This window comes from Acidovorax sp. (genome assembly GCF_027492855.1).
In the GTDB taxonomy this organism is placed as follows: domain Bacteria; phylum Pseudomonadota; class Gammaproteobacteria; order Burkholderiales; family Burkholderiaceae_C; genus Acidovorax.
The window spans coordinates 146,298-167,900 of sequence record NZ_JAPUDY010000099.1 but is presented as its reverse complement, the minus strand read 5'-3'; the positions used below and the strand labels follow the sequence as shown (position 1 = coordinate 167,900).

General features: G+C 65.2%; 24 protein-coding genes. 14 read left to right on the top strand and 10 right to left on the bottom strand.

Annotated features, from left to right (window positions below):
- Positions 1 to 13: 13 nt before the first annotated feature.
- A complete protein-coding gene (gene otsA / locus Q0105_RS19080; protein WP_298214020.1) occupies positions 14 to 1,393 on the top strand; it encodes an alpha,alpha-trehalose-phosphate synthase (UDP-forming) in 1,380 nt (459 codons plus the stop codon).
- A gap of 27 nt (positions 1,394 to 1,420) precedes the next feature.
- On the opposite strand, the gene Q0105_RS19075 is transcribed toward otsA, so the two are convergent.
- From Q0105_RS19075 to Q0105_RS19065, 3 genes are all read right to left on the bottom strand, one after another.
- Positions 1,421 to 1,615, bottom strand: a complete 195-nt coding sequence (locus Q0105_RS19075) for a DUF2905 domain-containing protein (protein ID WP_298214018.1) — start codon at positions 1,613 to 1,615, stop codon at positions 1,421 to 1,423.
- 1 nt (position 1,616) lies between these two features.
- On the bottom strand, positions 1,617 to 1,769 hold the full coding sequence (locus tag Q0105_RS19070; protein ID WP_298214016.1) for a hypothetical protein: 153 nt from the start codon (positions 1,767 to 1,769) through the stop codon (positions 1,617 to 1,619).
- A gap of 118 nt (positions 1,770 to 1,887) precedes the next feature.
- The gene (locus Q0105_RS19065) at positions 1,888 to 2,757 is read right to left on the bottom strand and encodes a LysR family transcriptional regulator (protein ID WP_298214449.1); all 870 of its coding nucleotides are present in this window, start codon (positions 2,755 to 2,757) and stop codon (positions 1,888 to 1,890) included.
- Between the two features lie 116 nt (positions 2,758 to 2,873).
- Between Q0105_RS19065 and Q0105_RS19060 the strand changes: the two genes are divergently transcribed.
- Positions 2,874 to 4,178: an aspartate aminotransferase family protein gene (locus Q0105_RS19060; protein ID WP_298214014.1), complete on the top strand. Its 1,305-nt coding sequence runs from the start codon at positions 2,874 to 2,876 to the stop codon at positions 4,176 to 4,178.
- 118 nt (positions 4,179 to 4,296) lie between these two features.
- On the opposite strand, the gene Q0105_RS19055 is transcribed toward Q0105_RS19060, so the two are convergent.
- Complete coding sequence (locus Q0105_RS19055) at positions 4,297 to 5,415, bottom strand: SAM-dependent methyltransferase (protein ID WP_298214012.1); 1,119 nt, start codon at positions 5,413 to 5,415, stop codon at positions 4,297 to 4,299.
- Between the two features lie 10 nt (positions 5,416 to 5,425).
- On the opposite strand from Q0105_RS19055, the gene Q0105_RS19050 reads away from it, so the two are divergent.
- Entirely contained in the window at positions 5,426 to 6,220 is a 795-nt protein-coding gene (locus Q0105_RS19050) for an SDR family oxidoreductase (protein WP_298214010.1), read from the top strand.
- A gap of 38 nt (positions 6,221 to 6,258) precedes the next feature.
- Complete coding sequence (locus Q0105_RS19045) at positions 6,259 to 6,630, top strand: dihydroneopterin aldolase (RefSeq protein ID WP_298214008.1); 372 nt, start codon at positions 6,259 to 6,261, stop codon at positions 6,628 to 6,630.
- Positions 6,631 to 6,637: 7 nt separating this feature from the next.
- On the opposite strand, the gene Q0105_RS19040 is transcribed toward Q0105_RS19045, so the two are convergent.
- Positions 6,638 to 7,936 (bottom strand): TIGR03118 family protein, encoded by a 1,299-nt coding sequence (locus Q0105_RS19040; RefSeq protein WP_298214006.1) that lies wholly within the window; start codon positions 7,934 to 7,936, stop codon positions 6,638 to 6,640.
- Positions 7,937 to 8,044: 108 nt separating this feature from the next.
- Between Q0105_RS19040 and ttcA the strand changes: the two genes are divergently transcribed.
- From ttcA to Q0105_RS19020, 4 genes are all read left to right on the top strand, one after another.
- A complete protein-coding gene (gene ttcA, locus Q0105_RS19035) occupies positions 8,045 to 8,986 on the top strand; it encodes a tRNA 2-thiocytidine(32) synthetase TtcA (protein WP_298214005.1) in 942 nt (313 codons plus the stop codon).
- Between the two features lie 61 nt (positions 8,987 to 9,047).
- Positions 9,048 to 9,659, top strand: coding sequence for a DUF4136 domain-containing protein (locus Q0105_RS19030; RefSeq protein ID WP_298214446.1), 612 nt, complete (start codon positions 9,048 to 9,050; stop codon positions 9,657 to 9,659).
- 40 nt (positions 9,660 to 9,699) lie between these two features.
- Positions 9,700 to 10,341 carry a histidine phosphatase family protein gene (locus Q0105_RS19025; protein ID WP_298214003.1) on the top strand — a complete coding sequence of 214 codons (642 nt, stop codon included), beginning with the start codon at positions 9,700 to 9,702 and terminating at the stop codon, positions 10,339 to 10,341.
- 116 nt (positions 10,342 to 10,457) lie between these two features.
- On the top strand, positions 10,458 to 12,260 hold the full coding sequence (locus Q0105_RS19020) for a lysoplasmalogenase family protein (RefSeq protein WP_298214001.1): 1,803 nt from the start codon (positions 10,458 to 10,460) through the stop codon (positions 12,258 to 12,260).
- On the opposite strand, the gene ruvB is transcribed toward Q0105_RS19020, so the two are convergent.
- Entirely contained in the window at positions 12,217 to 13,278 is a 1,062-nt protein-coding gene (gene ruvB, locus Q0105_RS19015) for a Holliday junction branch migration DNA helicase RuvB (RefSeq protein ID WP_298213999.1), read from the bottom strand. The genes Q0105_RS19020 and ruvB overlap by 44 nt on opposite strands.
- A 15-nt stretch (positions 13,279 to 13,293) precedes the next feature.
- Positions 13,294 to 14,481, bottom strand: a complete 1,188-nt coding sequence (locus Q0105_RS19010; protein ID WP_298213997.1) for a trypsin-like peptidase domain-containing protein — start codon at positions 14,479 to 14,481, stop codon at positions 13,294 to 13,296.
- 152 nt (positions 14,482 to 14,633) lie between these two features.
- Between Q0105_RS19010 and Q0105_RS19005 the strand changes: the two genes are divergently transcribed.
- Positions 14,634 to 14,792, top strand: coding sequence for a hypothetical protein (locus Q0105_RS19005; protein ID WP_298213995.1), 159 nt, complete (start codon positions 14,634 to 14,636; stop codon positions 14,790 to 14,792).
- Positions 14,793 to 14,814: 22 nt separating this feature from the next.
- Here Q0105_RS19005 and ruvA read toward each other — a convergent pair whose 3' ends face one another.
- On the bottom strand, positions 14,815 to 15,390 hold the full coding sequence (gene ruvA / locus Q0105_RS19000) for a Holliday junction branch migration protein RuvA (protein WP_298213992.1): 576 nt from the start codon (positions 15,388 to 15,390) through the stop codon (positions 14,815 to 14,817).
- A gap of 81 nt (positions 15,391 to 15,471) precedes the next feature.
- Here ruvA and Q0105_RS18995 point away from each other — a divergent pair, with 81 nt between their 5' ends.
- Positions 15,472 to 16,428, top strand: coding sequence for a PhoH family protein (locus tag Q0105_RS18995; RefSeq protein WP_298213990.1), 957 nt, complete (start codon positions 15,472 to 15,474; stop codon positions 16,426 to 16,428).
- A 60-nt stretch (positions 16,429 to 16,488) separates the two neighbouring features.
- Positions 16,489 to 16,971, top strand: coding sequence for an rRNA maturation RNase YbeY (gene ybeY / locus Q0105_RS18990; RefSeq protein WP_298213988.1), 483 nt, complete (start codon positions 16,489 to 16,491; stop codon positions 16,969 to 16,971).
- A 30-nt stretch (positions 16,972 to 17,001) separates the two neighbouring features.
- Here ybeY and Q0105_RS18985 read toward each other — a convergent pair whose 3' ends face one another.
- Entirely contained in the window at positions 17,002 to 17,904 is a 903-nt protein-coding gene (locus tag Q0105_RS18985) for a LysR family transcriptional regulator (RefSeq protein ID WP_298213986.1), read from the bottom strand.
- A gap of 118 nt (positions 17,905 to 18,022) precedes the next feature.
- Here Q0105_RS18985 and Q0105_RS18980 point away from each other — a divergent pair, with 118 nt between their 5' ends.
- The 3 genes from Q0105_RS18980 (at position 18,023) to Q0105_RS18970 (ending at position 20,400) form a co-directional block, all read left to right on the top strand.
- A complete protein-coding gene (locus tag Q0105_RS18980; RefSeq protein WP_298213985.1) occupies positions 18,023 to 19,015 on the top strand; it encodes a tripartite tricarboxylate transporter substrate binding protein in 993 nt (330 codons plus the stop codon).
- A 67-nt stretch (positions 19,016 to 19,082) separates the two neighbouring features.
- Positions 19,083 to 19,499, top strand: a complete 417-nt coding sequence (locus Q0105_RS18975; RefSeq protein ID WP_298213983.1) for a DoxX family protein — start codon at positions 19,083 to 19,085, stop codon at positions 19,497 to 19,499.
- A gap of 151 nt (positions 19,500 to 19,650) precedes the next feature.
- Positions 19,651 to 20,400, top strand: a complete 750-nt coding sequence (locus tag Q0105_RS18970; protein WP_298213982.1) for a sulfite exporter TauE/SafE family protein — start codon at positions 19,651 to 19,653, stop codon at positions 20,398 to 20,400.
- Positions 20,401 to 20,404: 4 nt separating this feature from the next.
- Here the strand turns inward: Q0105_RS18970 and Q0105_RS18965 are convergent, their stop codons facing one another.
- On the bottom strand, positions 20,405 to 21,601 hold the full coding sequence (locus tag Q0105_RS18965; RefSeq protein ID WP_298214444.1) for an MFS transporter: 1,197 nt from the start codon (positions 21,599 to 21,601) through the stop codon (positions 20,405 to 20,407).
- Positions 21,602 to 21,603 lie beyond the last annotated feature (2 nt).

Below are 21,603 nucleotides of genomic sequence, written 5' to 3'. Positions count from 1 at the left end.
GAACCATCGAACAATGAGCCGACTCGTCGTGATCTCCAACCGCCTCGCGGACCCTCGCAAACCTGCCGCGGGCGGCCTGGCTGTGGCACTGGGCGAGGCGCTCAACAAAACCGGGGGCCTGTGGTTCGGCTGGAGCGGCACCATCGTGGAAGAAGGCACGCCCGGCGAGGGCGAGCTGCACACCCGCCAGGCCGGCGGCGTCACCCTGGCCGCCGTGGACCTGTGCCGCGAAGACTACGAGAGCTATTACCACGGCTACAGCAACAGCGTGCTGTGGCCCGTGTTTCACTACCGGCTCGATCTTGCGGACTTCAACACCAGCTTCATCGCGGGCTACCGCCGGGTGAACCAGATGTTCGCGCGCAAGCTGATGCCGCTCTTGCGCGACGACGACATCATCTGGGTGCACGACTACCACTTGATTCCGCTGGCTGCCGAGCTGCGCGCCATGGGTTGCAAGCAGCGCATCGGCTTCTTCCTGCACATTCCCATTCCACCGCCCCTCATCATGGCGGCCATTCCGCAGCACGAATGGCTGATGCGCTCGCTGTTCGCCTACGACCTGGTGGGCCTGCAAAGCGAGGCCGACGTGTCGCACTTCACCCGCTACGTGCGCAACGAGGGCAGCGCCGAGGAGGTGGATGCCCAGCACCTGCGCGCCTTTGGGGCCACCGTGCAGGTCAAGGCCTTTCCCATCGGCATCGACGTTCAGGAATTCACGCGCCTCACGCATGCGCCCGAAGCGATGGAAACCTATGAGCGCATGCGCGGCGAATACTCACGCAGGCGGCTGCTTGTGGGCATCGACCGGCTGGACTATTCCAAAGGCATTCCGCACCGCGTGCGCGCGTTCCGCGAGCTGCTGGACCGCTACCCAGAAAACCGCGGCAGCGCCACGCTGGTCATGATTGCCTCGCCCACGCGCGACAGCGTGAATGCCTACACTGACTTGCGGCAGGAACTCGAAGGCCTGTGCGGCGCGGTGAACGGCAACTACGGCGAGCTCGACTGGATGCCGGTGCGCTACATCCACCGCATGGTGGCGCGCAAACGCGTGCCGGGCCTGTGCCGCGCGGCGGCCGTGGGGCTGGTCACACCGCTGCGCGACGGCATGAACCTGGTGGCCAAGGAGTACGTGGCGGCGCAAGACCCCGAAGACCCCGGCGTGCTCGTGCTATCGCGCTTTGCCGGGGCGGCCGAGCAGCTCAAGGAGGCCCTGCTCGTGAACCCCTACGACACCCAAGCCATGGCCGACACCATTCAGCAGGCGCTGCAGATGCCACTGCAGGAGCGGCAGCTACGGCACCAGAAACTGATGGCGAACGTCAAGGAGTTTGATGTGCACTGGTGGCGCAAGTCGTTCCTGGAATCGCTCCAGGCGACCGGCAGCTGACGGCAGGCGGCTGAGCACCGGCCCGCATCACAGCCACTTCACGAGCAGGCTGACCACAAAGCTCAAGAGCAGCGTGGATGCCAGCGGCACATCCCAGTCCCGGCCCAGCCAGCGAAAACGCAGGTCCCCCGGCAACCGGCCAAACCCCAGGCGCCGCAGCAACGGCTGCAGCCAGCTCAGCAGCATCAGGGCCAGGAAGATGACAAGAAACCAGCGGATCATCCTAGACGCCGCCGTTGGATGCGCCCGCCAGCGCCGCGATCGACGTGCCAGGCAAGGCGCGACGATGCAGCGGGCTCATGCCCACAAGGACGAGCAACGCCGCATGGTGCGCCGAGTGTGGTGCTGGCGGGTGCATGGCGGTTTCTAGGATCATGGTGCGCCGAGTGTAGGGGCTGGCACCTGCGGGGCGCAGATGCGCCTCGCAGAGTTTCCAAGAAAATGCCCTCTAGCGCTTATCCATCAAGCGCAATACGCTATGTTTTTGATAGTAATCACAAAGATGGAAGCATGTCACGCACATGCTCGGCAAGCGCTGCGGCCAGCGGCGTGGGCTGGCCGCCTGCGAATGCGAGGCCGATGGCCAGCATCGGCAACTCGGGCAGGCCCGCGTCGGGCGCGAGCACCTGCAGGTCGGGCGGCACCGCGCAGCGTGTGAGCACGGCCACGGCCGAGCCTGAGCGCACCACCGCCACCAGCCCGGTGAGGCTGCCGCTGGCGTAGGCCACGCGGTAGCGGCGGCCCTGCGCGTCCAGGCTCTCGCGCGCGGCCCGGTGGTCGATCACGTCGGGGTCGGACAGGGCCAGGGGCAGCGGCTCCCAATCGCGCGGGTCCACGCCGGGGCTGGCCACCCACACCAGCGGCTCGCGCCGCAGCGCAGGCAGCGTGCCGGGCTCGGGCGCGTCGCCCCAAGGGGCGGACACCAGGGCCACGTCGAGTGCGCGTGTGGCCAGCCGCTCGCGCAGGCGCGGGGTGCTGGCGCAGACCACGTCCACCCGCGCCAGCGGATGCAGCCGCGCAAAGCCGCGCAGCAGGTGCGGCAAGAACGCGGCGGCGTAGTCGTCGGGGCAGCCCACGGCCAGCGCGCCCGCCAGGCCCGTGCCCGCCAGGTCGGCCAGCGCCTCGTCGTGGTCCAGCAGGATGCGCCGGGCATGCACCAGCAGGCGCTCGCCTTGGTGGGTCAGGCGCACGCCCCGGCCCGTGCGGTGCAGCAGGGTTTGGCCGCAAGCGCTTTCCAGGCGCTGCATCTGCATGCTCAGCGCCGACTGTGTGCGGCCCACGCGCGCGGCGGCGGCGCCCAGGGTGCCGCCCTGGGCCACGGCGGCAAAGCTGCGCAGCAGGTCGATGTCGAGGGTGGGAGTGATCAAAATATCAACCGTTTTGATTTCAGCCTTGAAAACTATTCGTTTTACTGAAACCGCGCAAGTACCTAGAGTGAGCGCGATCCGCCTGCCTTTTTCCTCTTCTGGAGCCTTCTCTTATGTCTCGCAACGACGACCCCGCCTTCTGGAACCGCGCCCGCCAGCACCTGATCCGCTATGGCGGCAGCTTTGCGCCCATGGTCATCGAGCGCGCGGCAGGCAGCTATGTGTATGACGCGGACGACCGCCCCATTCTCGACTTCACCTCGGGCCAGATGAGCGCTGTGCTGGGCCACTGCCACCCCGAGATCAGTGCCGTGGTGGCCGACTACGCGCACCGGCTGGAGCATTTGTTCAGCGGCATGCTCTCGCGCCCCGTGGTGGACCTGGCCGAGCGCCTGGCCGAGGTGGCGCCCGGCCAGTTGGAACGCAGCCTGCTGCTGACCACGGGGGCCGAGTCCAACGAGGCCGCGCTGCGCATGGCCAAGCTGGTGACGGGCAAGTTCGAGGTGGTGGGGTTTGCGCAGTCGTGGCACGGCATGACGGGTGGAGCGGCATCGGCCACCTACAGCGCCGGGCGGCGCGGCGTGGGGCCGGCGGCGGCGGGTTCGCTCGCCATCAATGCGCCGTTTGGCTACCGGCCGCGCTTTTTTGACGCCAGCGGCGCCTACGACTGGCGGGGCGAGTTGGACTACGGCTTCGACCTGGTGGACCGCCAATCGAGCGGCAGCCTGGCGGCCTTCATCGCCGAACCCATCCTCAGCTCGGGCGGCATCATCGACCTGCCGCCGGGCTACATGGCCGCGCTCAAGCAAAAGTGCGAGGAGCGCGGCATGCTGCTGATCCTGGACGAAGCACAGACCGGCGTGGGCCGCACCGGCACGATGTTCGCCTGCGAGCGCGACGGCGTGGTGCCAGACATCCTCACGCTCTCCAAAACCCTGGGCGCGGGCCTGCCGCTCGCGGCCATCGTGACCACGGCCGCTATTGAGGAGCGTGCGCACGAGCGTGGCTACCTGTTCTACACCACGCATGTGAGCGACCCGCTGCCCGCCGCCATCGGCCTCAAGGTGCTGGAGATCGTGCAGCGCGACCGCTTGGCCGAACGCGCCCAGGTGGCCGGTGCGCGGCTCGAAGCGGGCCTGCGCGCGCTGCAGCAGCGCTACGACTGCATTGGCGACGTGCGCGGGCGCGGCCTGCTGCTGGGCATGGAGATCGTGAAGAACCGCGCCACCAAGGAGCCCGCCGACGGCCTGGGCGCCGCCATCACGCGCGAATGCATGGCGCTCGGCCTGTCGATGAACGTAGTGCAGTTGCCAGGCATGGGCGGCGTGTTCCGTATTGCGCCGCCGCTCACGGTGAGCGACGCCGAGATCGACCAGGGGCTGGACCTGCTGGGGCAGGCGATTGCGCGCTGTGTGTAACTAATACGGATTCGCGCTTGACCCGTCAAACCCGTTCGGGCTGAGCCTGTCGACGCCTCGCTCGGCGCTTCGACCAGCTCAGCGTGAATGGGTTGATTTGATTGTCTGAATGGGCGCGCTACAGCCGGTGGCTGCGGTCGCCGTGGCTGAAGCCCACCGGCTCCCACGGCTCGCCCGCGCCCAGCGCGAGCACCTTGAACAGCTCGCCCATCTCGTGTTCCATGATCAATTTGGCCGCTGTCGCCCGACCTGATTGCGCAAGCAGCTCCATTTTTAATAGCAAACCGCAATTGATGAGGAAATGTGCCTGGGTGGTGTAGCCCAGCACGTGCAGGCCCGCGTCCTGCGCTGCCAGCGCCATGGCGGTGAAGTTGACGTGGGCGGTGATGTCCTTCAAACCCACCGCCACCAACGGGTCGCCATCGGCCAGGTGGCCCTGGTGGCACATCACGGTGCCCATGTGGCGCTGGGGATGGTAGTACTCGCTTTCGCCAAAGCCGTAGTCCAGCAAAAAGGCCGCGCCGCGTGTGAGCCGGTCGGCCAGCATGCGGACGAAGCCCTCGCCCTGGGCGTGGATCTCGGTCAGGTAGTCCTGTGGGCCTTCGATGTCGATGGGCGGGCGCAGGCCGGTGGGGCGGTCGGCCCAGGCAAAACGGCCGTCGCCATCCACCACCACGCCGCGCTCATGCCACACACCGCCTTGCTGGCCGCCGTGGCGCGCCAGCAGTTGCACGGGCATGGCATCGAGCACCTCGTTGCCCACCACGACGCCACTGAATTGCGCGGGCAGCGCATCCACCCAGCGCAGCTTGTGCGCATGCGCCGCCAGTTTGGCCTGCTGGCGTGCGCGCAGGCTGCCCGACAAATCGACGATGGTGTAACGCTGCACCTGGTCGCCCAGCGCATCGAGCAACTGCAGCGCCAGCGCGCCGGAGCCCGCGCCAAACTCCCACACCTCATCGGTGCCGGTCTGCGCCAGCGCCTCGCGCACCTGCACGGCCAGCGTCTGGCCGAACAGCGGAGTCAGCTCGGGTGCGGTCACAAAATCGCTACCGGACTCGGGCATGGCGCCGAATTTGGTGGAGTCGTTGGCGTAGTAGCCGAGGCCGGGGGTGTAGAGCGCCAGGGCCATGAAGCGGTCAAAACCCAGCCAGCCGCCCTCGGAGGCGATGGCCTGGGTGATGTGCTGGTGCAGGGCGGTCGTTAAACTGTCGGGTCTTTGGGTCACGGCCCGCATTGTCCCCCACATGTCCACCCCTTCGCACCCACCCCGCCCCCGCACCGTGCTGGTAACCGGCGCCGCCAAGCGCCTGGGCCGCAGCATTGCGCTGGCGCTGGCGGCGGGCGGCTGGCAGGTGGCCGTGCACTACCGATCATCAGAGCAGGATGCTATCGAAACAGTAGCTGCTTGCGCTTTATTAACAGGCGGCAGCGCTCATTTTGATGCAGATTTTGAAGACGAAGCAGCCGTGCGTGCCCTGCTGCCCCGCGTGGTGGCGCACTATGGCGCTGTGGATGCGGTGGTCAACAGCGCCTCGCTGTTCGAGCACGACACCGCCGAGACCTTCGGCTTTGCCGCGCTGGAAAAACACCTGCGCAGCAACACCGCCGCCCCCGTGCTGCTGGCCCAGGCGCTGCACCAGCATGTGGCCAGCCGCGCCGCACAGGGCGAGGCCGACGCGCAGGGCGCCGTGGTCAACCTGCTGGACCAGAAGCTCTGGAACCAGAACCCCGATTTTCTGAGCTACACGCTCTCCAAGGCCGCGCTGGAAGCCGCTGGCACCATGCTGGCCCTGGCACTCGCGCCGCGCGTGCGCGTGGTGGGCGTGGCGCCGGGCCTCACACTCACCAGCCACATGCTCAGCGACGACAAGTTTGCCCAGTTACACGCCATGAGCCCGCTGGGCCGCTCGTCCACCGCTGAGGACGTGGCGAGCGCAGTGAAGTTTGCGCTGGAGAACCGCTCGATCACCGGCACCACGCTGCTGATCGACGGCGGCCAGCACCTGATGAAGTTTGACCGCGATTTCTCGTTGATGTGAGCGCACGCACACCCGTCCACTCAATCCAGGACCAATTCATGACCAACGCCGCAGGCACCCAGATCCTCACGCTCACCGGCTTGCGCTTTGACGCCAACCTGGGCATCCTCGACCACGAGAAGACCGCTCCCCAGCCCATCCAGGTCGATGCCGAACTGAGCCTGGGCGTGCAGCCCTTGAGCCCGCGCGACGACGACATCCTGCATGTGCTGGACTACCGCAAGGTGCGCCAGATCATCATCGACGAGTGCACGGCCGAGCATGTGAACCTGCTGGAGAGCCTGATCGGCAAGCTGGCCAACCGCCTGATGCAGTTGCCCGGTGTGTTGGGCGTGCGGGTGAAGATCGCCAAATTGGAAATTTTTGACGACTGCGAAGTGGCGATCCGGGTGGAGTGCGGGCGCTGGTAAAAATGCTTCAGGGGGTTGCCGCGCGAATCGCCCCGAACACGCCGTCCACCTCGTCCTTGGGCCCCGCCGCGTAGTACAGCGCATTGCTGTCGCCCAGCGACGCGCCATTGCCAAACTGCAGCCCCCACATGCCTTCCACGGCCACGGGTTTGTCCGCCGCGTCGCGCAGGTCATCCACATAACGGCCGGTGGCCAGGTCAAACGCGCTGATGCGCCCCGCGCCGCCAAAGCTGCCCACAAGCAGCATGCCCGAAAAGCGGCCAAAGTTGGCGGGCGCAATCGCCAGGCCCCAGGGGGCGTTGAGCGCGCCCTGGTCGTCCAGCACGCGCAGCAGACGGCCGTCGGGGGCGAACTCTGCCACCTTGCCTTTGGCGGGGCGGTTCTTGGCCTTGGCTTCGGCGGCGGCGTCCAAGGTGTCTTCCTCGCCCGCATCAAACGCCTGCGGCTCGCCCTCTTTGGCGCGGCTGATGGCGTAGGCCACATACACCTTGTCGCCCAGCATCTGGATGTTGAACGGCACCGGATCGCCTGGCCGCGCCTTGCCGCCCGTGCCCGTGGCAAAGGGGTTGGCAAAACCCACCGTGGGCACGGGCTGCCACTGGGCGTTGAGGGTGCGGATCTGCGGGTTGGCGCCAAAGTCGGCCAGCCACAGGCGGTCCCAGGTGTTGGCGTTGATGGCCACACCAAAGAACTGCTCGCCGCGCGCGGAGCCGTCATACATGTCCATGGTGGGGCCGTCCACACGCACGATGCGCTTGTCGAGCGCCTGCTCAGTCCAGCCCGCCACATGGCCCGAATCGGTCACGAAGATGAAGCGCGCCGAACCATCCAGCGGCTGGCCCGCCGCCATCTGGCCCTTGACGCGGAACAGCGCGCTGTCGATAGGCGCGCCGTTGTACACCACGCCCGTCACCTTGCCCGCGCTCTTGTCGCTGGTGTCTGAATCCGCGCCCGCCACCGTCACCACCTTGAGCCCGTCCTGGAACAGCTTGCGCAGCGACGGATTGGACGATGCCTGCACGTCGCCCACATACTGCCAGCTGGCACCACCCGCACCCACCCAGAAGTGCCCGCCCGCGCCCGCAGGACGGATGGCGATGCCCCAGGCATTGACGAATGCGGGCTCGGTGAACAAAGCCTTGTACTCGGGCTTGTTGGCCACCAGGTGGGTCAGCGTGTAGCGGTTGTCGGACCCATCGCTGCCGCCGCAGCCAGGCAACGCCAGCGGTACCGCGCCCCAAGCGGCAGCCATGGCCAAAAACTGGCGACGCCCCCAAGGGCTGAATGTGGATTCGGTTGCAGACATCGGAAGACTCCCTCTTTGTAAAATATAGATGAGAATGAAAACAATTATCATTATCACATTTACCATGGCGCCTAACCCTCTGCCACGTTCCATAGGACAATTCAGGGCATGAATTCCGCATCCCTTTTGCAAGAACCCGCCGCAGTGCCCGTGGCGGTTGCAGCCCCCGCCCTCAAGATCGAGCGTGAAACCCACAAGCTCGAAAAACGCCTGTGCCGCGAGGTCGGCAAGGCCATCGTCGACTTCAACATGATCGAAGAAGGCGACAAGGTGATGGTGTGCATGTCCGGCGGCAAGGACAGCTACACCCTGCTTGACATCCTGCTCAAGCTCAAGGCCCGCGCGCCTATTCACTTTGATCTGGTGGCCGTGAACCTCGACCAGAAGCAGCCCGGCTTTCCCGAGCATGTGCTGCCCGAATACCTGGCCAGCACCGGCGTGCCGTTTCACATCGAGAACGAGGACACCTACAGCATCGTCAAGAAGCTGGTGCCCGAGGGCAAGACCACCTGCAGCCTGTGCAGCCGCCTGCGCCGGGGCATTCTGTACCGCGTGGCCGACGAACTGGGCTGCACCAAGATCGCGCTGGGCCACCATCGCGACGACATCTTGCAAACGCTGCTGCTCAACATGTTTTTTGGCGGCAAGATGAAAAGCATGCCCCCGAAGCTGGTGAGCGACGACGGCAAACACGTGGTGATCCGCCCGCTGGCCTATGTGGCCGAAAAGGACACCGCGCGTTGGTCCGCGCACCGCGACTTCCCCATCATCCCCTGCAACCTGTGCGGCAGCCAGGAGAACCTGCAGCGCAAGCAGGTGGGCGAGATGCTGCGCGAGTGGGAGAAAAAATTCCCCGGCCGCGTGGAAAACATGTTCACCGCGCTGCAAAACGTGGTGCCCTCGCACCTGCTGGACGGCGGCCTGTACGACTTCAAGAACGCCAAGGCCACGGGCATTGCCAGCGAGGATGGCGACAAGGCGTTCGACAAGGAAGAGTTCGTGGCGCCCTCGCCCACACTGCCAGGCCTGCAGGTGGTGCAACTGTCGTGAACCCTGGGCGGGCTGCGGCACTCTCACGGACATCCCTTTTCAGGAGACCCAGACTATGACCATGGCACCGCGCCGATGGATTCCCGCCCTTTTGCTAGCCCTTGCGACCGCCCTGCTTGCAGGCTGCAGCACCACACGCCTGGTCGATGGCCAGGTGCAGAGCTTCTCGACTCTGGCGGCCATGCCCGCGCCTGCCACCTACCGCATCGAGCGCCTGCCGTCGCAGCAAACGCCCGCGTTCGACGCCATTGCCGCGCTGGCCGAGCAGTCCCTCGCACGCGTGGGCCTGCAGCGCGACGATGCCGCCCCCAGGCTGCTGGTGCAACTGGGCGTGCAGGTCGACTCCGTTCCACGCAATGACCCCTTTCTTTCGTATGGTCCCTACGGCCCTGGCCCTTGGGGGTTTGGCGGCTGGTACGGGCGGGGCTGGGGCATGCATGGCACCTGGGGCTTTTACACGCCCACACCGCTGTACCGCCGCGCGGTGAGCATCATGCTGCGCGACGCAACCAACCAGGCCGTGGTGTACGAAACTTCTGCCGTGCATGAGGACGTGTGGGTGAGCGACCCGGCCGTCTATGGTGTGCTGTTTGATGCAGCGCTCAGCGGCTTTCCCAAGCCGCCCCAGGGGCCTCGGCAGGTGCGCCTGCCGCTGGCGCCCCCAAAGCCCTGAATCCGCCTTTCTGCCCTCTTTCCTCCAGCACATCACCTGCATGCACGCCACTCGCATCATTGCCATCCGCCACGGCGAGACCGCCTGGAACGTGGACACCCGCATCCAGGGCCACCTGGACATTCCGCTCAACGACACCGGCCTGTGGCAAGCCGATCAGGCCGCCCGTGCCCTCGCGGACGAACCAATCGCCGCCATCTACACCAGCGATTTGCTGCGCGCACTCGCTACCGCCCAGGCCGTGGCCCGCACCACCGGCGCGCCACTCACCACAGACACCGGCCTGCGCGAGCGCAGCTTCGGCCACTTCCAGGGCCGGACCTTTGCCGAGATCGAGGCCGAGCTGCCCGAAGACGCACGGCGCTGGCGCAAGCGCGACCCGCACTACACCCCCGAGGGCGGCGAGTCGCTGGTCACGCTGCGCGATCGCATCGAGCGCACGGTGACCGCACTGGCACAACAACACGTGGGCCAACAAGTGGTGATGGTGGCCCACGGCGGCGTGCTCGATGTGCTTTACCGCCTGGCCACACGCCAGGACATCCAGGCACCGCGCACCTGGCAGCTTGCCAACGCCGCCATCAACCGCCTGCTGTGGACGCCCGACGGCCTGAGCCTGGTCGGCTGGGCCGACACCCAGCACCTGGACGACCGCTCCGCGCGCGATGAAATCCACTCCTGACGCGGCGCTGCAGGGCACGCTCGGCCAGCGCATGGCCAAGCCCACCATCAGGGTTGATGCCAGAGACGCACTGACCTGATTGGGGCAAGAATCGGCGGACATTTTTTGCCCCGCCCATGAGCCCCAACCAGATCATCGTTCTTGCCACCCCCGTCTTCTTCCTGCTGATCGCCATCGAGCTGGCGATTGGCTATAAACGCCAGCGCAACACCTACCGGCTCGCCGACGCGGTCAGCAGCATCAGCCTTGGCATGCTGAGCCAGACCAGCGCCGTGTTCACGCGGCTTTTGCGCATCGGCATCTACACCGCCCTGTTCGAACATGTGGCGCTGTGGCGCAACGACACGTTCTGGACCAGCCTGCCCGGCTGGCTGCTGGCGCTGGTGTTCTACGACCTGTGCTACTACTGGCTGCACCGCATGGGCCATGAATCGGCCGTGCTGTGGGCCGCGCATGCGGTGCATCACCAAAGCCAGGACTACAACCTCAGCACCGCCCTGCGCCAGACCAGCTCGGGCGCACTGCTGGGCTGGGTGTTTTATGTGCCCATGGCGCTGGCGGGCGTGCCACCGCTGGTGTTTGCGGTGGTCGCGCTCATCGACCTGCTCTATCAGTTTTGGGTGCACACCGAGCAGGTGGGGCGCCTGGGGTGGTTCGACCGCTGGTTCTGCAGCCCCAGCAACCACCGCGTGCACCACGCAGTGAATGACGCCTATCTGGACAAGAACTACGGCGGCATCCTCATCGTGTGGGACCGCATCTTCGGCAGCTTCAAGGACGAGGACGCTCAGGAGAAATGTGTGTACGGCACGCGCGGCCTGCTCAACAGCTGGGACCCGCTGTGGGCCAACGCCCAGATCTATGCAGGCCTGGCGCACGACAGCTGGTTTGCCCGCAATTGGCTCGACAAACTGCGCGTGTGGCTCAAGCCCCCCGGCTGGCGGCCTGCCGATGTGGCCGAGCGTTTTCCCAAGCCCACCTTCAACATGGCGCAGATGCAGCTCTACCACCCGCCCATGTCGCGCACCGTGCAGTGGTTTGCGCTGGCGCAGTTTGGCCTGCTGCTGGCAGGGGTGGCCGCATTCCTGTGGCGGGCCGACAGCGCGCCGCTGGCCGAGAACGCCCTGTGGTTTTGTGTGCTGCTGCTCAGCCAGTGGGCACTGGGCGCGGTGATGCAGGGGCGCATCGGCATGCTGATGGCGCTGATGCTGCAAAGCGGCGCGCTGGCCACCGTGACCAGCGCGCTGGGACTCACGCAATGGCATTGGCTGTTCAAGCCATTGACCATGGTGATTGCTCTTATTTTGGTAGCTGCTTGCGCTTATTCATCAAGCGCTAGAGGCCTATTTGATTCAAAACCCCGCTGGCTGTTGTTGGCTGCAGCGCTGGCAGGTTCGCTGGCGGGGGATGCCTTCCTGATGTTCGAGGGCTTCTTCATCCCCGGCCTGGTGAGTTTTCTGGTGGCGCATCTGTTTTACGTAGCGTTGTTCAAAAACGGCCAGCGCTGGTTTCCGCACCGCGGCGCACTGGCCGCCACGCTGGGCATTGGCGCGGCGATGTACGCCTTTCTGTGGGCAGGCGGGCTGCCCCCCGCCCTGCGCGCACCCGTGGCCACCTACGTGTTGGTGATCGCGCTGATGGCCGCCCAGGCCATGGGCCGGGCCGCAGTGCTGCGCGACCAGGCTTCGCTGCTGGTCGCCGTCGGTGCGGGGGTTTTTATGGTCAGCGATTCGCTCTTGGCCACCAACCGCTTCGTGCAGCCCCTGCCCTGGTCACAGGTGTGGGTGCTGGCCACGTACTACGCAGCGCAGGCGCTGATCGTGGCGGGGATGCTGCGGGGCATGCTCGGTACGGAGCAGCCTCAGCCCGCCACCATCACACCCCAAACAGATCCTGTCCACTCGCCTTCGGCGGCGTGACCCCCAGGTGGCGGAACGCCGCCAGCGTGGCGATGCGCCCGCGTGGCGTGCGCTGCAAAAAGCCCTGTTGAATGAGGTAGGGCTCGATCACGTCCTCGATGGTGCCGGCCTCTTCACCGATGCTGGCGGCGATGTTGTCCAGCCCCACCGGGCCGCCGTCAAAGCGGTGGATCACGGCTTCAAGCAGCTTGCGGTCCATCACGTCGAAGCCCTGCGGGTCCACGTCCAGCATGGCCAGCGCCTTGTCGGCAATGGTTTTGGTGATGCGGCCGTCGCCCTTGACCTCGGCGTAGTCGCGCACGCGGCGCAGCAGCCGGTTGGCGATGCGCGGCGTACCACGCGAACGGCGGGCGATCTCGAAGCCGCCCTCATCATCCATGGGCGCATGGAGCAAGCCCGCGCTGCGCTTGACGATGCGCGCCAACTCCTCCGGCGTGTAGAACTCCAGCCGCGCCACGATGCCAAAGCGGTCGCGCAGCGGATTGGTCAGCATGCCCGCGCGCGTGGTGGCGCCCACCAGCGTGAAGGGCTGCAGATCAAGCTTGATGCTGCGCGCCGCGGGCCCCTCGCCGATCATGATGTCGATCTGGTAGTCCTCCAGCGCGGGGTAGAGGATTTCCTCAACCACGGGCGAGAGGCGGTGGATCTCGTCGATGAAAAGAACGTCGTTCTTTTCGAGGTTGGTAAGCAGCGCCGCCAGGTCCTTGGGCTTTTCGAGCACAGGGCCGCTGGTCTGGCGCAGGTTCACACCGAGCTCGGCCGCAATGATGTGGCTGAGCGTGGTCTTGCCCAGGCCGGGCGGCCCGAACAGCAGCACATGGTCCAGCGCCTCCTCGCGCTTCTTCGCCGCGCCGATAAAGATCTCCAACTGCTCGCGCGCCTTGGCCTGACCCACGTACTCCTGCAGCAGCTTGGGCCGCAGCGCGCGCTCAATGGCCTCTTCCTGCGGGGAAGCAGGCGCAGCAGAGATCACGCGCTTGGCGGGGGCGGGGGTGAAGTCGTCGGTCTGGATGGTCATGCGGGCATCGATATCTCAGGGATTCAACCACTGTTTCAGGGCACTGCGATAGGCCACGTCAAAGCGCCCATAGTGGTCCAGCCCTGCGGGCGTCTGACAGCTTGAGGCACCGCCGTACAGCTGGCCCACCACATAACGTTTGCCGCCCAGCGTGTGAAACAGCCCCGAGCCGCTGCTGCCGCCTTCGGTCACGCCTTGCTGCCACCCCATACTTAAGAAGGTTCCGTTGGTGGCGTCGCTTGAGTAACACAGCTCATTCGAGCAGGTACTGAAGCGCGCCATGATTCCAGAGCTGAACTTCTGCAAATCACCCTTGGGGTGGTGAACACCGACCAGTGTATGACCCGCATCCAGGGAGCCAAAGTACGAACCAGCATAGACGACGCCCGCTGGCGGTGCATCGTTCAGGCGCATGAAGGATGTGTCGGTGGCCGCCGCGGCATGCAGCAAAGTGGCGCCACCAATACGGCGCTGCGTGTCAGTGCTGGCAACGCCAGAATTGCAGGCCGAAGAGCGATAGAACCAGTCGGTCATCAAAGACGACGCCTCTGCCTGGCCGGAGATGCAGTGGTTCGCGCTCAGCAAATACGGTGTTCCGCTAGAGCGAGCATCATTGAGCAGCGTACCGGTGCAAAGGTAGGTCTTGGCGTCACGCACAAACAGCATGCGCACAACGGAGCGACTCTGGCTTGAAAACTCCGGTTTGCACATGGCATCCACTTCACAACTTCCGGACTCACCCACCTTGGCAACGCCCTGCGTCGCAGCCTCATCGGGAGACACCACATAGTGCGATAGACGTGGAACCGCCAGCTTCACACTCGCCATGGCCGTTGCAGCGGGGATTTCCACCTCCACCGTGGTTTCAGGGCCACCGAAGTCTGGCGTCCAGTAGGTATGCGCATCCTCGTCCGGCGTTCCAGCCTGCAGATTGCGGTCAATGGTTGCCATCACATCCTGGCCAGACACTTCCACCACCGGACCGCCCGTTTGCGCATAAAAACGCAGCACTGCGCCAGCAGGCAAACCTCGAACGAGCAACCCCAAGCGCACGCCCTTGGCACCTTCGGAGCTCACACTGAAGGCCGCAGCGCGTTTGCCACGCGCGGTGTCAGTCCAACGAAGCAAGGTCGACAGGTCGGAAACCCCGGCCAACGCCGGTACATCACGCGCCACGCCAATCTGCAACTCGGTAGAGCCCATCGTCGCCGTCTTCGCGGGAAAACCGCCATGGACTATCGGCCCAAGCGCTATCCGCGCGACACCTCGTCCGGCGGGAACTGCGCGCGCCGCAGCAACGGTACTCTTGGCCGCCAACGCTCCCGTATCGTAGGGTTCAATCCGATCAATTGCTGGTGCTGGTGCTGGTGCTGGTGCTGGTGCTGGTGCTGGTGCTGGTGCTGGTGCATCCGTTCCACCTCCCCCGCCGCCGCAGCCCGCCGCCAATACGACAGCGGCCGTGGCAGCCACCAACCAAGTCATTCGCGCAATTTGATTCGCATTTTTTGACATAAATCACCCTTGTTACAAGTACAGTTACTTCGCCAGCGCCTTCAACGCCAGCTTGATCCCCTCGCTCACCCCCACCTCCGCTGGCAGCGCCTTGAGCGCCGCGGCGGCCTCCTTGTCGTTGTAGCCCAGCGCCAGCAACGCCTGAAGGATATCCGCCTGTGCATCGCTGGTGGCCGCGCCGCGCACGGCGCCCATGTCTGCCCCTAGCTTGCCCTTGAGCTCCAGCAGCAATCGCTCGGCCGTCTTCTTGCCGATGCCGGGCACTTTCACCAGGCGTCCGGCCTCCTGCAGCGTCACCGCCTGGGCCAGGTCGCCCACACCCATGCCGCTCAGGATGGACAGCGCGGTGCGCGGGCCTACGCCCGAAATCTTGATCAGCTCACGGAAAGCCTGGCGCTCCTCGGGTGTGCCAAAGCCGTACAAAAGCTGTGCATCCTCGCGCACGATGAACTGCGTGAGCAGGCTCACGCGCTCGCCCACGGAGGGCAGGTTGTAGAAGGTGCTCATGGGCACATTCACCTCGTAGCCCACCCCGTGGCAGTCCAGCAGCACCTCGGGGGGGTTCTTCTCCAGCAAGGTGCCGGTCAATTTGCCTATCATTGATGTCCTTTGACGGCGCGGGCATTACAAGCGGCGCCGTCGTTCTTGCCGTTTTTCCGTTGCCTGACTGGAATTATCAGCGTGATCCTGCGCCACACCTTCACCCCCCACAACAACACCCGGCTCACAAACCTGTGCGGACCGGCCGATGCGCATCTGCGCACCATCGAGGTGGCGCTGCAGGTAAGCATCGCGCACCGCCACGAGCAGTTCAAGGTCGATGGCCCCAAAGCCCGTGCCACCCAGGCGATGGAGCTTTTGCAGGCCCTGTACGAGATGGCCGAGCGCCCCATCTCCGAAGACCACATCCAGCTCATGCTGGCAAGCGACAGCGAACTGCTGGAAACACCAGACGACGCCATCGTGCTCAACACCCGCCGCGCCGACCTGCGCGGGCGCACGCCCACGCAGAACCTGTACCTGCAGAACATCGCCACACACGACATCACCTTCGGCATTGGCCCGGCTGGCACCGGCAAGACCTACCTGGCCGTGGCCTGCGCCGTGGATGCGCTGGAGCGCAGCAGCGTGCAGCGCATCGTGCTGACCCGCCCTGCGGTGGAGGCTGGCGAGCGCCTGGGCTTCCTGCCTGGCGACCTGGCCCAAAAGGTGGACCCCTACCTGCGCCCGCTGTACGACGCGCTGTACGAGCTGATGGGGCACGACAAGGTGCAAAAGGCCTTCGAGCGCAACGCCATCGAGATCGCGCCGCTGGCCTTCATGCGCGGGCGCACGCTGAACAACGCCTTTGTGATCCTGGACGAAGCCCAGAACACCACGCCCGAGCAGATGAAGATGTTCCTCACCCGCATCGGCTTCGGCGCGCGCGCCGTGGTCACGGGCGACGTGAGCCAGATCGACCTGCCCAAGGGCGCGATGAGCGGCCTGATCGACGCCGAGCGTGTGCTCAAGCGCGTCAAGGGCATCGCCGTCACCCGCTTCACCAGCGCCGACGTGGTGCGTCACCCGCTGGTGGCCCGCATCGTGGACGCCTACGACGCCCCTCGGCGCGCAGCGGCTGCACGCAGCAAAAACTAACACTCCTATTTTGATAGCTATTAGCGTTTATCCATCAAGCGCTAGTGGCAAATTAATGCAATGCCCTTGAATCAACTCTCCTTGTCGCTGCAGTTCGGCCCCTTTGACGGAGTGGCCGCACACCGCGCTGTGCTGCCGCGCCACAAGGTCACGCGCTGGATACGCCACGCCCTGGCCACCGACGCCGAGATCACCGTGCGCATCGTGGGCGCGGACGAAGGCCAGCAGCTCAACCGTGAGTACCGCCACAAGGACTACGCCACCAACGTGCTCACGTTTGACTACACGCAAGAGCCCCTGGTGACCGCCGACCTGGTGCTCTGCGCCCCCGTGATCGAGCGCGAGGCGAAAGAGCAGAACAAAAGCCTGGAAGAGCACTACGCCCACATGCTGGTGCACGGCACGCTGCACGCCCAGGGCTGGGACCACGAAACCAGCGAGGCCGATGCGGACGAGATGGAAGAATACGAGACGGCCATCATGCAAGAGCTGGGGTTTGCAGACCCTTATGCCACGGGCGTGAGCGGCGGGGACCCCGCCTGACGCGCAGCTCTCTGCGCTACCGCTGACGCCCTATGCCCAGGACTGCTGCGCGATGTACTGCCGCATGAAGTCAAACATCCCCTGCGCGGCAGGCGTCAAAGGGCGCGCCTTTTTGGTCAGCAGAAAGAACCGGCGGCGGATCGTGGGCGCCTGCAGCTCGCGGGTTTGGAGCCCGTAACGCTGCAGCAGCGCAGCGGCATAGGGAAGGCAGGTCGTCACGCCCAGCCCCTCGTTCACCATGCTGAGTGCCGTGGTCATGAAGGTGACCTCCACTGCGGGGCTGAAGGTTTGCGAGCCCGGCGCCGACAACAGGTCGGCGTTGAGCCGCTGCGTGTATTCGCCTTCGAGGGAGATGACCGGGTGGCGGGACAGGTCGGCCCAAGTCACCCGCCGAAGCTGGCCCAGCGGATGGTCCTGCGGAAACACGGCGACAAACGGCTGCTCGAACAGGAGGTGCATCGACAGCTCCTCAGGCACCTCGCGCTCAGGCCCAATCGCAAAGTCCACTTCACCGCTGAGTACCTTGGATGGCACGGTCTCCACGGCACAGTCCGAAAAGCGAATCTGAACACCGGGGTGTTGCTTGCGGAAGGCGGCAATGACAGCAGGCATCAAGGTGCAGGCCATCAGCTGCGGTGCGGCGATCCGCACCACGCCGCTGCGCAGGGCCTTGAGGTCGTGCATGGTGTGAAAGGCCTCGTCCAGATCCTGCAGGATGCGCTCGGCCAGCGGCAAAAATTCGCTCCCGATGTCGGACAACTGCACCTTGCGCGTGCTGCGGTACACCACCTGCATGCCCAGCACATACTCCAGCTCCTTGATCAAACCACTGAGCGCCGACTGCGTAACGTGCAGTTGGCGTGCTGCTTCGGTGAAGCTGGCGGATTGGGCCACCGCCACAAACGCACGCAGTTGGCGCAGGGTTACATTCATCTGAAAACCTTATGATTTCATCTATAAAAGTTGATTGAATAATAAATCGAATTGTCCTCCAATCGTTTCTGTAACGCTTCAGTTACACGGCATCCCCGACGATTTGAAGGAGACAAACATGTTCAACTTTCGGATACCTCTGCGCGCAGGTTTGCTGCTCGCGGCGCTGGCCCTGGCGGCAGGTAGCCAGGCCCAAACACCCACGCAGAACTTTCCCAGCAAGCCGGTGAGATGGATCGTCGGCTACCCGGCGGGCGGTGGGTCCGACTTTCTGGCGCGCACGATTTCGGCCCAGATGTCGGCGCAACTCGGCCAGCCCATCGTCATCGACAACAAGGCCGGTGCGGCGGCCATCGTGGGGGCCGAAACGGCGGCCCGCTCGCAGGGGGATGGCTACACCGTCTTCACCGCCGACAACGGCGTGCTGGTCTACAACCCGGCGCTCTACAAGAAGCTGCCCTATGACCAGGCGCGCGATTTCGCGCCCCTGGGCCTGATGGCCCGGACACCGTTGCTCATCGTGGCCGCGCCCAACGCCGGTATCCACAATGCCAAGGAGTTGCTGGAAAAGCTGAAAAATGAGCCGGGCAAGCTGAGCTACGGTTCGCCAGGCAACGGCAGTCCGCACCACCTGGCGATGGAGCTTTTCAAGGCCCGCACTGCGTCTTTTATCGTCCACGTGCCCTATCGCGGCGCCGCCCCTGCCCTGCAGGACACCATGGGCGGACAGATTCCCCTGATGGTGGCCGACACCTCCACGAGCATCAGCGCCATCAAGGCGGGCAAGCTGGTGCCTTTGGCTAATTTCTCGGCCAAGCGCTCCGCGCTGCTGCCCGATGTGCCCACGATGGCCGAACTGGGCTTCAAGGACATAGAGGCCTATGCCTGGCAAGGCCTCGTGGTGCCCGCCAGCACGCCCCCCGACATCCGGCAGAAGCTTTCGCAGGAAATGCAGACTGCCATCAACCACCCCAGTGTGCGCAAGAAGATCGCAGAAGCCTCATGGGAGGCCGTCCCCAGCGATGCGGCTCTGATGGCCACCTACACCATGGCCGAGACGAAGAAGTGGCATGCCTTGATCCGCGAACGCGGGATCAGCCTGGAGCAGTAACCAACACAACCACAGCGCTCGCCGCACGCTCGCACCTTCCTTCACCAAATATCACCAGGAAACACCCGTGACCTCTTCACAAACAGCACTCAGCCTGATGCTGGGCCGCATGGCGCTGGGCGCCCTCTTCTTCGTCTCCGGAATCGCCAAGATCGGGCGTTTTGCAGGCGTTGCCGGATTCATGGCATCCAAAGGCCTTCCGGCTGCAGAACTCTTGCTCGCCGCCACCATCGCGCTCGAAATCGGCGCGGGCCTGGCATTGATTGCAGGCTGGCATGTGCGCTACGCCGCCTGGGCGCTCGCCACGTTCACCGCGCTGGCCACCGTGGTCTTTCACGCATTCTGGGCCGCAGAGGCATCTGCCTACCAAAACCAGCTCAACCACTTTCTCAAGAACATCGCCGTCATGGGCGGCCTGCTGCTGGTCGCGTCGACAGGGGCAGGGGCCTGGAGCGTGGGGGCCAAGGCGGCCAAGCACCGATAGCCAATCAGCGGGGGCAAAGATCCCAACCCGCAGGGCAAAACTGCTTTGCGCCACCCACCACACTGCGCCGCGTTGCATCTCCTAAGATCAGCTGCACCAAAGCAGGGCCAGTCGCCCTGCACGATGCATCAAACAAAAAGGAAAACAACGCATGGACAACCTCGGCCACACGGCCCTGCTCTTGGCGGCGGCCTTTCTGGCCGGCACGCTCAATGCCGTGGCGGGCGGTGGCAGCTTTCTGACGCTGCCTGCCCTCGTCTTCACCGGCGTGCCCCCCGTGGTGGCCAATGCCACGGGCACGGTGGCGCTGCTGCCGGGCTACATGGCGGGGGCCTGGGGGTTTCGGGAGGACTCGGCACCGCCGCCGGGGCTGTCGATGCGGCTACTGGTGGTCTTGTCGCTGATCGGCGGAGCCGCCGGTGCTGCGCTGCTGCTGGTCACGCCCGACGCCACCTTCCGCCGCGTGGTGCCCTGGCTGCTGCTGGCGGCCACGGCGCTGTTTGCGTTCGGACCGCAGTTGCGCAAGGCCATGGCAGGCGGCCATCCATCCACCGCCAAGGCCACCGTGGGCGTGCTGGCGGTGGCGGCCTATGGCGGTTATTTCAACGGCGGGCTGGGCATCTTGCTGCTGGCGCTGTTTGGCCTGCTCGGCCAGACCAACCTCAACGCCATGAACGGCCTCAAGAACTGGGTGTCGGCCCTGCTCACCGCCATTGCCGTGGCGATCTACGCCGCAGGTGACGTGGTGCTGTGGCCGCAGGCGCTGATGATGATGGTGGCCGCAACCGCTGGCGGCTACGGCGGCGCGCGGTTGGCGCGGCGCATTCCGGCGCAGTGGCTGCGCTGGGGGATTGTGGCCACGGGGCTGGTAATGGCGGGGCTGTTTTTCCTGCGCGGCTGAGGAACTACACGGCGGCGCGCTGCAGCAACGGCGAGCGTGGCAAGAAGCGAAAAGCGGTGGAGGCGGCGGCCAACATGCAGGCGATGCCGATCATGACGGCTTGATAGGGCTCATGTCCATGGCGCTGCGCCCAGGCGGCCAGCAGGCCAGTGAGCCACTGCATCAGAGCCACGCCCAGGAACATGGACATGGTGTACAGCGACAGCGCACGCCCCGTCATTTCAGCGGGATACGAGGAGCGCACGTCCGCATACTGCAACACGCCATAGCCAGACAGCAGCCCCATGAGGAAGATGAGCGCCACATTGGCGGTGGCATGGTGCAGAAAGGCCATCAGCAAGAACAGGCTACCCATGAGCAGCGAGAAGTTGGTGATCCAGCGCCGCCGCCGGGCAGGCCCCGGATCGATGCGGCCGAACGCGGCAGGCACGAACAGCGCGATCAACGACAGCACCAGGGCAACGTTGCCGCTTTCGATGAGCGAAAAACCGTAACGCCCCATCAGCAAAGGCCCCAGCCACAAACCCCGCAAAGTCAGGAAGGCCGCGTAGCAGGACATGCCCAGAACCAGGATGCCCCAGGTGTGAGGCACCTTGAACAAGCTGCCGAATCGGCCCGCTGCCTGCGCCCATGACTCGCGGGGGCGCTCCGGCGCCTGAGCCATTGCAGGCTCATGCACACGCAGAAAAATCAGCAGCCACGACAGCAGCGAAAGCACCGCCAGCACCGCAAAGCCAGTGCGCCAGCCCCAATGCTGAACCATCCAGGCCAGCGGGGTGCCGGTAAAGAGCAGCCCCAACCCGCCCACGCCCATGCCCACACCCGAGAAAAATGCGAAGCGCTGCGCGGGAAAGTGGCGCGAGATGAAAACGGTGCAGGCCAGGAACGCGGGAGAACAGCCCACACCAATCAGCAGTTGCCCCAACATCAGCCAGCCGTAGCTGGGCGCCATGGCCGACATGGTGGCCCCCAGCACAGCCAGCGGAAAAGCCACCAGCACAGTGCGGCGCAGGCCATACAGGTCCATACCGATACCCATGAGGAGTTGGGCCACGCCGAAGGAGAGGCCAAACAAAGCTGCGAACACGCCCAAAGAGTCCGGTGAAATGCCAAAGCTTGCCTGCAGACCCGTGGCGATGATGCTGGTCACGGTGCGGTAAGCCTGGCTCAGCGCAAAGGCCGACAGCAGGCACAGGTACATGA